The organism is Flavobacterium cyanobacteriorum (assembly GCF_002251835.1).
Classification (GTDB): Bacteria; Bacteroidota; Bacteroidia; order Flavobacteriales; family Flavobacteriaceae; genus Flavobacterium; species Flavobacterium cyanobacteriorum.
The window spans coordinates 1-10096 of record NZ_NOXV01000199.1 but is presented as its reverse complement, the minus strand read 5'-3'; the positions used below and the strand labels follow the sequence as shown (position 1 = coordinate 10096).

12 protein-coding genes are annotated in these 10096 nt (G+C 42.1%); 8 read left to right on the top strand and 4 right to left on the bottom strand.

Annotated elements, in window-relative coordinates:
* Positions 1-99: 99 nt before the first annotated feature.
* Complete coding sequence (locus CHU92_RS04145) at positions 100-2406, top strand: acyl-CoA dehydrogenase family protein (RefSeq protein WP_094412896.1); 2307 nt, start codon at positions 100-102, stop codon at positions 2404-2406.
* Here CHU92_RS04145 and CHU92_RS04140 read toward each other — a convergent pair.
* The 4 genes from CHU92_RS04140 to CHU92_RS04125 form a co-directional block, all read right to left on the bottom strand.
* Entirely contained in the window at positions 2401-3435 is a 1035-nt protein-coding gene (locus tag CHU92_RS04140) for an o-succinylbenzoate synthase (protein ID WP_094412894.1), read from the bottom strand. The genes CHU92_RS04145 and CHU92_RS04140 overlap by 6 nt on opposite strands.
* Positions 3436-3504: 69 nt before the next feature.
* Positions 3505-4182: a metal-dependent hydrolase gene (locus CHU92_RS04135; protein ID WP_094412892.1), complete on the bottom strand. Its 678-nt coding sequence runs from the start codon at positions 4180-4182 to the stop codon at positions 3505-3507.
* A gap of 165 nt (positions 4183-4347) precedes the next feature.
* Complete coding sequence (locus CHU92_RS04130) at positions 4348-4581, bottom strand: hypothetical protein (protein WP_094412890.1); 234 nt, start codon at positions 4579-4581, stop codon at positions 4348-4350.
* A 46-nt stretch (positions 4582-4627) separates the two neighbouring features.
* The gene (locus CHU92_RS04125; protein ID WP_207759802.1) at positions 4628-5806 is read right to left on the bottom strand and encodes a THUMP domain-containing class I SAM-dependent RNA methyltransferase; all 1179 of its coding nucleotides are present in this window, start codon (positions 5804-5806) and stop codon (positions 4628-4630) included.
* 58 nt (positions 5807-5864) lie between these two features.
* On the opposite strand from CHU92_RS04125, the gene CHU92_RS04120 reads away from it, so the two are divergent.
* The 7 genes from CHU92_RS04120 to CHU92_RS04090 all read left to right on the top strand — a co-directional run.
* Positions 5865-6596, top strand: a complete 732-nt coding sequence (locus tag CHU92_RS04120; protein ID WP_094412888.1) for a class I SAM-dependent methyltransferase — start codon at positions 5865-5867, stop codon at positions 6594-6596.
* Between the two features lies 1 nt (position 6597).
* Positions 6598-7311, top strand: a complete 714-nt coding sequence (locus CHU92_RS04115) for a ZIP family metal transporter (RefSeq protein WP_094412886.1) — start codon at positions 6598-6600, stop codon at positions 7309-7311.
* A gap of 13 nt (positions 7312-7324) precedes the next feature.
* On the top strand, positions 7325-8140 hold the full coding sequence (gene murQ, locus CHU92_RS04110) for an N-acetylmuramic acid 6-phosphate etherase (protein ID WP_094412884.1): 816 nt from the start codon (positions 7325-7327) through the stop codon (positions 8138-8140).
* The gene (locus CHU92_RS04105) at positions 8127-8348 is read left to right on the top strand and encodes a DUF6095 family protein (RefSeq protein ID WP_094412882.1); all 222 of its coding nucleotides are present in this window, start codon (positions 8127-8129) and stop codon (positions 8346-8348) included. Before murQ ends, CHU92_RS04105 begins: the two co-directional genes overlap by 14 nt.
* The gene (locus CHU92_RS04100; protein ID WP_094412880.1) at positions 8345-8716 is read left to right on the top strand and encodes a DNA topoisomerase IV; all 372 of its coding nucleotides are present in this window, start codon (positions 8345-8347) and stop codon (positions 8714-8716) included. The genes CHU92_RS04105 and CHU92_RS04100 overlap by 4 nt, the downstream gene beginning before the upstream one ends.
* 11 nt (positions 8717-8727) lie before the next feature.
* Positions 8728-9501, top strand: a complete 774-nt coding sequence (locus CHU92_RS04095) for a TerC family protein (RefSeq protein WP_094412878.1) — start codon at positions 8728-8730, stop codon at positions 9499-9501.
* A 227-nt stretch (positions 9502-9728) separates the two neighbouring features.
* Positions 9729-10096 (top strand): DUF4397 domain-containing protein (locus CHU92_RS04090; RefSeq protein WP_129583005.1); only part of this gene is annotated, 368 nt, incomplete at its 3' end.

Below are 10096 nucleotides of genomic sequence, written 5' to 3'. Positions count from 1 at the left end.
TTTATTGATTTTTAATCAATTATATTTTTTGTCGTGTACTAAACAATATTTTAAAAATCATACTGTAAGTAAATGCTTATTTTTATAAAAATGTAAGATATGGATATTACCTTTATAAATGACCCGAAACTGTGCCTGCTACTTCCGTATATATATGTTGCTTGGGAAGATGATATCATGACGAAAAAAGAATTTGGTACCCTACACAGCTTTATTTCCGGCCAGGAGTGGCTTACAAAAGCTGAAAAAGATTTTTTAAAGCAGAAAATTGACTACGACTCCCCTCCTTCGCGCACTGAAATGTCCCAATGGAAAGAAATGATAAACAGGGCTTTGACAACAAAAAGCCCCAAAACCTTATTTGAACTGGGCTTTAGTGTTGCCAATACAGAAAGGGACGCCATAGACGAGGCCGATTATTTATCGGCAGTCCCTGAATTTGCCGCTATGGAAGCATCCATGGGTATTATGGGAACTCAAGTAATGGCAGGGCTTCCAAATGACCGGGATACTATAACAACACGCTACAGTACTGTAGAAAGTTTCAATATTTCGGAAATGGCAGCATTGCTTGATGGTGAGCAGGGACCTCTTATCAATAGTGTCAGGGAAATTATCGGCAGTAAAGAATTTGAACTGGGAACTACCACCGATACGGCGGCATATCGTGAGCTGGTAATGCACTGGTGCCGACTGCTTGCCGAAAAAGGGCTTGGCGCTTATGCCTATCCCACAGGACATGGGGGAAGGAATGATATCGAAGGCTATTTTGCCATAATGGAAACCCTTAGCTATCATGACTTGAGCCTGGTGATAAAGTTTGGCGTACAGTTTGGCTTATGGGGCATGAGTATTCTTTCCCTTGGCACCGAAAAGCATTACCGGAAGTACCTGAAACAGGTGGGTACATTAGAATTGCCGGGGTGTTTTGCCATGACAGAAACCCATCATGGTTCTAATGTAAAAGGTATTGAAACCACGGCTACATATAACCATGCAGGCCGTACTTTTACTATTTGTACCCCCACTCCCTTCGCACGTAAAGAATATATAGGCAATGCTGCAGTACATGGCGAAATGGCTACTGTTTTTGCCAAACTCATTATTGATGGCCATGACTATGGCGTAAATGCGTTTATAGTACCCATACGTGATAAAAACAAGAATACGCTACCGGGGATAACTATTGAAGATTGTGGGCGGAAAATGGGGCTTAACGGTGTTGACAACGGTATCATTTCATTTACTAATGTAGTTATTCCTTACGAAAATATGCTGGACCGTTTTGCAAACGTAAATGAGCAAGGTGAATTTGAAAGCCCCATCCCCAGTGATAACAGGCGTTTTTTTACCATGCTGGGCACATTGGTAGGCGGACGGATCGGCATACCCCAATCAGCACTTTCCGCGGCAAAAACAGGCCTTGCCATAGCTATACAATATGGTGACAAACGCAGGCAGTTCGGGCCGGAAAATGGCCGGGAAGTACCCGTACTTAACTACCGGATGCACCAGTTGCGGCTGATGCCTTACCTTGCTAAAGCATACGCGCTTCATTTTGGGCTGCAATACCTAACCAAACGTTTCGTGAACAGGAAAGAAGATGACATGCAGGAAATTGAAGCCCTGGCAGCAGGCATGAAAGCTTATACAACGTGGAACACACGCAATACCCTGCAGGAGTGCCGTGAAGCCTGTGGCGGCAAGGGCTATATAACAGAAAACCGCATTGACAGCCTCAAGAATGATACAGAAATTTACACTACTTTTGAAGGGGATAATACCGTACTAATGCAGCTTGTGGCTAAATATTGCCTGAAAGAAGCCAGGAAAGAATTTGGCGAAATGAACGTAAGCACGGTACTGAGTTATTTTCTGGAAAAAGCCAAAACAGGTATCACCGAAAAAAACCCTTTTGCTACACGCAATACAGACGAGGCACATTTAAAAGACCCACAGTTTCACCAGCAGGCATTCCAATACCGTGAAAAAGAACTTACCGCTTCTGCCGCAAGGCGGTTTAAAAAACTGGTCGATAACGGCCTGGATGCCTTCGATGCTGCCAATGTAATGCATCCACACATGCTACAGGTTGCGTATGCTTACCTCGACAGGGTTTTCCTGGAGCAGTTTGCAGAAAAAATCAGTACCTGCGAAAACAAAATTTTACATGAGGTGCTTACCCGTTTATACAACCTGTTTGCCCTCCACAGGCTGGAAGAAAATAAAGGGTGGTACCTGGAGCAGGGATATATGGAAGGCCCAAAAACGAAAGCAATACAGAAAATGGTGAGCCAGCTTTGCTGGGAAATAAGGCAGGATGCCGTACCCCTGACGCACGCATTCCATATACCGAAAAATTGCCTGGCCCCGATTGTTACAACCAGGATAGAAGAGGCTTCATAAAGCCACGTCCCAGCCGAGCAATGGCGAATACCTGAGTTTTCCGTTAATTACTTCCAGAGGGCAGGCAAAGTTGTTGGTGTACAGTGCACCGGTTCCCAGTCCTTGTGGCAAAGGATTGTTTAGCAGGAATGTAAATTGCGCTATGGCATTAAGCCCAATATTGCTTTCCAGGGCAGATGTTATCCACCAGCCAATCCCTAAATCCTCAGCCAGCTGAATCCATCCCAAAGTGCCACGCATACCGCCCACAAGGCTGGGCTTTAGAATGATATATTGTGGCTTTACAGCCTCTAAGAGCGCTGCCCTGGCATCTTTATCAGATATACCTATAAGTTCTTCGTCAAGCGCTATGGGTACCGCAGCGTTTTTGCATAAAGCTGCCATACTGTCATGCTGATTTTTGCTGATAGGTTGTTCTATGCTATGTATTTTAAATTCAGATAATTGGTAAATTTTATCTAAAGCTTCAATTGCAGAAAAAGCTCCATTTGCATCAACCCGTATCTCAATTTCTTTTTCTGTAAAATGTTGACGGATAAACTTCAGTAGCGATAGTTCTTTATTAAAATCTATAGCCCCTATTTTGAGTTTTATACAAGTAAAACCCTGTTGTATTTTCTCCTCAATCTGCTCCTTCATGTAGCCTTCTTCTCCCATCCATACCAGGCCGTTTATGGGTATATCTTCTCTGCCTTCAGTAAAAGGCGAAGGAAATAATTCATATGGATTATCAGCGCCCAGGGATTTGAATGCGGCCTCAACACCAAACTGGATGGAAGGAAAATCCTTTAATAATTCCCATAATGCTTTTTCGCCAAGATGGATGTTGTCACAAACCCATTGGAGCTTTTCTTCATAATCAGGGCGGTCATCACTACTAAGGCCGCGCAGTAGCCCGCATTCCCCTATCCCTCTTTTTCCATTTGCTTCCAGTAGTATAAACCACGTTTCCTTGCTGGTAAGCACACCCCGGGAAGTACCGCTGGGGCGCCTGAAATTTAATATATGTTTTTTATATGTAGCTTTCAATAAATGTACTTTATAAATTGGCTTTTGCCTGCATGGTACCCTTTGGTTTACGAATCTCTGAATTACAATTTATAATTCTAAAGCTTCTCCTATATCCAGCAGCATGAGGTCTTTTCCTTTGTTGAAAAATTTTCTTTTTGCTGCTTCCTTATCAATTTCTATATAGCCAAACGTATCGTAATGATAACCAAGTACTTTATCGCATTCCAGAAAATCTGACGCTATGATGGCATCATCAACATCCATAGTGAAATTACTGCCTACGGGCAATATGGCCAGGTCAAGCCTGGTACGCATCGGAATCAGTTTCATGTCAAACGTCAGCGCGGTATCTCCGGCAATATATATATTCTTATGTTCGCTTTCAATAACAAAACCTCCCTGGTTGCCGCCGTATGTACCGTCCGGGAAGGAACTTGAGTGCTGCGCCACCACATATTTAACTTTACCAAAATCAAATTCCCAACTGCCGCCATGGTTCATAGGATGTACCGTAAAGCCTTTCTTTTCATAATAACCTGTTATTTCGGCGTTTGATACTATAACCGCACCTGTATTGTGGGCTATGGCCTCCACATCAAGGGTATGGTCGCCATGCGCGTGCGTTACAAGTATGTAGTCAGCCTTTAGCTGCATAATGTCGATATGGGCAGCCATTTCATTTGCCGAAATATATGGATCCACTATAATATTTTTGCCTCCTACTTTAATAGCAAGGCTTGCATGCCCGAGATAAGTAATTTTCATAATGTATGTTTTTATGTTAGCTAATAGAAATTAGATTTATAACAAAATTAACAAGCCGGTCAGATAGCTTTTACTTTCAAGTTTATGGTAAAATGTCCTCAATCCGGCAGAGCGACCTTTTTTATCACAAACCGGCAATAAGGTGTATTGTTACCCCCCCCCGACTTATTTTATCTCCTTAATCCCCTTAATAAACAGCCATTTCATAAAAAGCTTCTCCTCACCCATATACGTTATTGCCTGGAATTTCGGCGTGAGCAACGAAGCTACTACTGCGGATGTAAGGGGTATCCACAATCCGGTAAGGCCGGTAAACCGGGCAGCAAAGAAATATACAATAGAAAAAAAGAAGGCAAAGCCTAAGAAATTATATATAAATGCTTTCGTTTTTTTATTCATTCCTCAAATTTGTGTTTTAAAGTTTAAAGTTATAAAGTTCCGGCAGCTACTCCCCTTTTGGGGGCTGGGAGGTATTGAACTTTGCTTTTTTGCTGCCTTCGTAGATTTCATATTTTACCAGCCTGGCTTCAAGTTTCCCGTTAAACAGCTTGATCTTTCGCGAAGGCTTTAAGCCTACAAACTTCAACGCATCGGGATTTGCTGTGATGAACCAGGCATTTGTGCCGGGATAGTTTTGCTTAAGCGTGTCGCCAATTTCCCTGTAAAAACGCTCCAGGTCCACGTCAAGCCTTTCGCCATAAGGCGGGTTAAACACCATGTGCAGTGGCCCGCGTGTTTCTTTTTCCGTATCAAAAAAGTTTTGCTGGCTTATGCTCACATACTCATCAAGGTTTGCATTCCTGATATTATCTTTGGCTTTCATGACTGCCGAAGGCGCTTTATCATAACCTTTGATAGTATAGTGAAACTCCTGAAATTTTTTCATTAGCGAATTCACTACAGTATCAAACAGGTCATTGTCCCAGTCTTTCCATTTTTCAAATGCAAATTCCTTACGGTTGATATTTGCCGGTATCTTGCATGCTATCATGGCTGCTTCCGCTAAAATAGTGCCACTCCCACACATAGGGTCCAAAAAGTCTCCCTGGCCGTCCCAGCCGGAGAGCAGGAGCATTCCTGCTGCTAGCACCTCATTGATAGGCGCTATATTGGTAGCAAACCGGTATCCCCTGTGGTGCAGTGACGTGCCTGAAGTATCAAGCGCAACAGAACACTGGTCTTTTTGTATGTGGAGATTTACGCGCAGGTCCGGATGGTCTTTATTAATATCAGGGCGTTTACCATAGCTATTCCGAAACTGGTCAACAATGGCATCTTTCGCTTTTAGTGCAACAAACTGAGAGTGGTTGAAATATTCCGAATTAAGCGTAACATCAATAACAAATGATTGATTGGCATTCAAATAATTATCCCATTTAATTTCCATAATTCCTTTATACAGGCTCTGCTCATTATATACCCTGAAAGTATGTATCGGTTTCAGGATTTTTAGGGCGGTACGCAGCGCGAGGTTGGCTTTGTACATAAAACCTTTGTCCCCTTTGAAACTGACCATCCTTACCCCCTGTTCTATTTCCTGTGCGCCTAAAACCAGTAACTCCCTGGCCAGTATTTCTTCAAAACCAAAAAAAGTTTTGGCAATCATCCTGAAATTATTTTCCATATACGCGTCTCAAATTCTTAGCAAAAATAAACTAAATTTGCGCGTACAATAAATCTCTATGCAAAAAGAAACAAACAGCTGGTATGCCTCCTGGTTTGATACGCCTTACTATCACATACTATACAAAGACCGGGATTATGAAGAAGCACAGCTTTTTATGGACAACCTTACCGGCTACCTGAACCTCCCTAAAGACGCAAAAATACTGGACCTTGCCTGTGGAAAGGGCCGCCACTCCATATACCTCAACCAGCTGGGATATGACGTCACAGGGGCAGACCTGTCGGAAAACAGCATTGAAGAAGCGCGTAAATACAGTAATGAAAAGCTGCATTTTAAAGTTCATGATATGCGGAAACCGATGCCGGAAAAATATGATGCCATATTTAACCTGTTTACCAGCTTTGGTTATTTTGAAAATGATGAAGACAATGTGATGACGCTAAAAGCCATGTGCAGCAGCCTCAATGAATATGGTTTCGGGGTGATTGATTTCATGAATGTACACCATGTGATAAAAAACCTGGTGCCCCGTGAAACAAAAACTGTTGAGGGTATTGTGTTCCATATACGGCGCCATGTAATTAATAATTACATTTTTAAAGAAATTGACTTTGAAGATAAAGGCGAAAAATTTCATTTTACAGAAAGGGTAAAAGTCCTGACCCTTGAAGATTTTGAGTCTATGATGGAAGATTCCGGCATCTACCTGCTCGATATTTTTGGGGACTACAGGCTGAAGAAATTTTACAAAGATGAATCAGAACGGCTCATTTTAATTTTTAAGTAGCATGATCTATATCCTGCCCTTTCTATCGGTTATTTTAGGTTATGCCGCAGCGCTTGTACTGAAGCCTGAAAATAAAAAAAGCCTTAAACTGCTGCTTGCCTTCAGCGGCGCTTTCCTGCTGTCACTCACGGTTATGCACCTGCTGCCGGAAGTTTATGAAAGCAGCCTCCACGCACATGAAAACCACATGCACGGGCATTCACACAATCGCCCTGTAGGTATTTATATAATGGCGGGTATTGTTTTCCAGATAATCCTCGAATATTTTTCTAAGGGTGCCGAACATGGCCATGTGCATATCCACGGGTACAAACACCTTCAGAAGATGCCGTGGTTGCTTTTCTTCAGCCTGTGTGTCCATGCCCTGCTTGAAGGTATGCCGGTAAGCCATCACCATGATATGGCGTGGGGCATTGCCATACATCATTTCCCTATTGCGATAATACTGACGGCTTTTTTTGTAAATTCAGGTTTGGACCGGGCAGCCATAATGCTTTTCATGCTGGCTTTTGCCGCCATGACCCCGCTGGGTACGCTATTATCGGGAGAGCTTCGTTTTATAAGCGATTATTATACTGAAATTTCAGCTGTAGTTGTAGGTATCTTATTCCACATATCATCAACTATTATCTTTGAGAGCAGCGAAGGCCATAAGTTTAACCTTGCCAAACTGCTTGTAATTATCCTTGGGGTCGTTATTGCCTATTTTATGTAAATATAAAACCAATATGCATTTTATAAAAACTACAGAACAGGATTCGCACTACCAAAACCTCGAAAAAATGCCGGTTGGCGTATTGCTCCAAAATATAAACAACGAAGATAAAACCGTACCTTTTGCCGTTGAGCGTGCGCTTCCGCAGATAGAGGTACTGGTAGCGGTAATAGCGGATAAAATGAAAGCCGGAGGGCGTCTCTTCTATATAGGGGCGGGCACCAGCGGCAGGCTGGGTATTGTTGACGCTTCAGAATGCCCGCCTACCTTTGGGGTGCCTTTCGACATGGTTATAGGCTTAATAGCAGGTGGCGACTCGGCCATACGAAAAGCGGTTGAATTTGCTGAAGATAACCGTGAACAGGCATGGAAAGACCTTTCAGGATATGGCGTTAATGATAAAGATGTTGTTATAGGGATAGCCGCCTCAGGTACTACACCTTATGTTGTAGCGGGGCTTGAGCGATGTAATGATAATAACATTGTTACCGGATGCATCGTATGCAATGAAGGAAGCCCTCTGGCAGCTGTATCAAAATATCCTGTGGAAGTGATTACAGGGCCTGAATTTGTTACAGGAAGTTCTCGGATGAAAGCCGGCACGGCCCAAAAACTGGTGCTGAACATGATATCGACTGCCACTATGATACAGCTGGGGCATATTAAAGGCAATAAAATGGTAGATATGCAGCTAAGCAACCATAAACTGGTAAAAAGAGGGATAAAAATGATAACTGATGAACTTAACATTCCTGAAGAAGAGGCAGCAATACTGCTTGAAAAATATAAAAACGTCCGTAAAGCAATAGAAGCCTATGCCAACCGATAAAAAAATGCTGATGAAAGGGGTCCGGTATATGGCAACCGCGCTGCCCTTTATGTTCATAGGCCCGGTAGTGATACACAGTGCTTTCAAAAACCAGGGACACCCGTTCTTCATTCCTGTCCTCGGCCTGGCTGTAATTACCTGTATCTTTTCGGTATTTATGGCATTCAAAGGAATAAACACAATTATTAAAAGCCTGTTTGACTCATGAAACATCATTATCTATTACTGCTGTGCCTGATTGTGACAGGGTGCTATCAGCAGGAGCGGAACTGCAGCAACTTTAAAACCGGAAAGTTCAGTTTTGAATATGAAATCAACGGCAAAAAAAAAATAACCCTTTTTGAGCGTACTGAAACTATTGAAATTGAAACCTTTGAAGGAAAAACAGATACCGCTTCGATACGCTGGGTTAATGACTGTGAATATATACTACAGAAAATAAACCCTAAAAACATGCAGGAAAAGAAAGCTGTACACATGAAAATCTTGACTACCAACAAAAATTCCTATACCTTTGAATACTCATTTGTAGGTGATACACAAAAACAAAAAGGTACTGTAACCAAAATCAATTAAAAATAAACCGCATGGAAGTTTTTCTCAACCCTGACGCATGGGTAGCATTATTAACCCTGACTTTCCTGGAAATAGTACTGGGTATAGACAATATAATATTCATATCAATTGTAACCGGTAAATTACCCGAAGAAGACCGTAAAAAAGCAACCAGCATAGGCCTTTTCCTGGCAATGTTTATGCGTATAGGCCTGCTTTTCGGGATTACGCTCCTTATTGCCATGAAAGCGCCATTGTTCAGTTTTGACTGGGGATGGTTTAGCGGAAGTTTTACAGGACAAGCACTTATACTGCTTGCCGGCGGGCTTTTCCTTATTTATAAAAGTACAAAAGAAATACACGAAAAAGTAGATCACAAGGGTGAAGAAGAAAAAACACTGGGTAAAGCGGCAAAAAAATCCTTTACAAACGTAATTCTCCAGATATTACTGATTGACTTAATATTTTCGGTAGACTCCATACTTACAGCGGTGGGCATGACAAGCGGTATCGAAGGGGCCTTATATATTATGATTACAGCTGTGGTTATATCAGTTGGAGTAATGATGCTGTTTGCGGTACCGGTAGGGAATTTTGTAAATGCCAACCCATCCATACAAATACTTGGCCTTGCTTTCCTTATACTAATTGGCTTCATGCTGATAACCGAAAGCATGCACCTTTCCGGGGCCACATTAGCAGGCCAGCATATTGGGGCAGTGCCCAAAGGATATTTATACTTTGCAATTGCATTTTCGCTTGCCGTAGAGTTTATCAACATGAAACTAAGGAAGAAAATTTCCTAATTTTACTAAAACTATCAAAAAAAGCATCCTGAACGGATGCTTTTTTTGTTTAATCCATGTGTCTTATCTTGAAGTTTATAACCCGGCAATACTGGCACAGCACACACTATGACACTGAAAATGAACCACAACGAAAGTTAAAAATTTCCTATTTTTACCAGTCTAAATAAAATAAAAAATTATGTTGGAGTAAATTTGATGTTAGTCAAACGATAAAATATACTAACATGAAACAGAATTTACTTACCATCTTTGCAGTACTTCTTCTTGGAGGAAATGCTGTGTCACAAACAGCCAGGGTCCAGGTGATCCATAATGCTGCTGATGCCGCCGCTTCGGTTGTTGACGTTTATTTAAACGGGGAGATCCTAATCAATGATTTTGCTTTCCGTACGGCTTCATCTTTCGTTAACGCTCCCGCCGGTACACCTATTACAATCGTAGTAGCGCCGGGTAACAGTACATCAGCAACTGAGGGTATTTATACACTTACTACTACCCTTACGGCTAATGAAACTTACGTTATTGTAGCCAGCGGGATTGTGAGTACCTCAGGCTACTCTCCTAACCAGGCTTTCCAGCTTTATCCTTATGC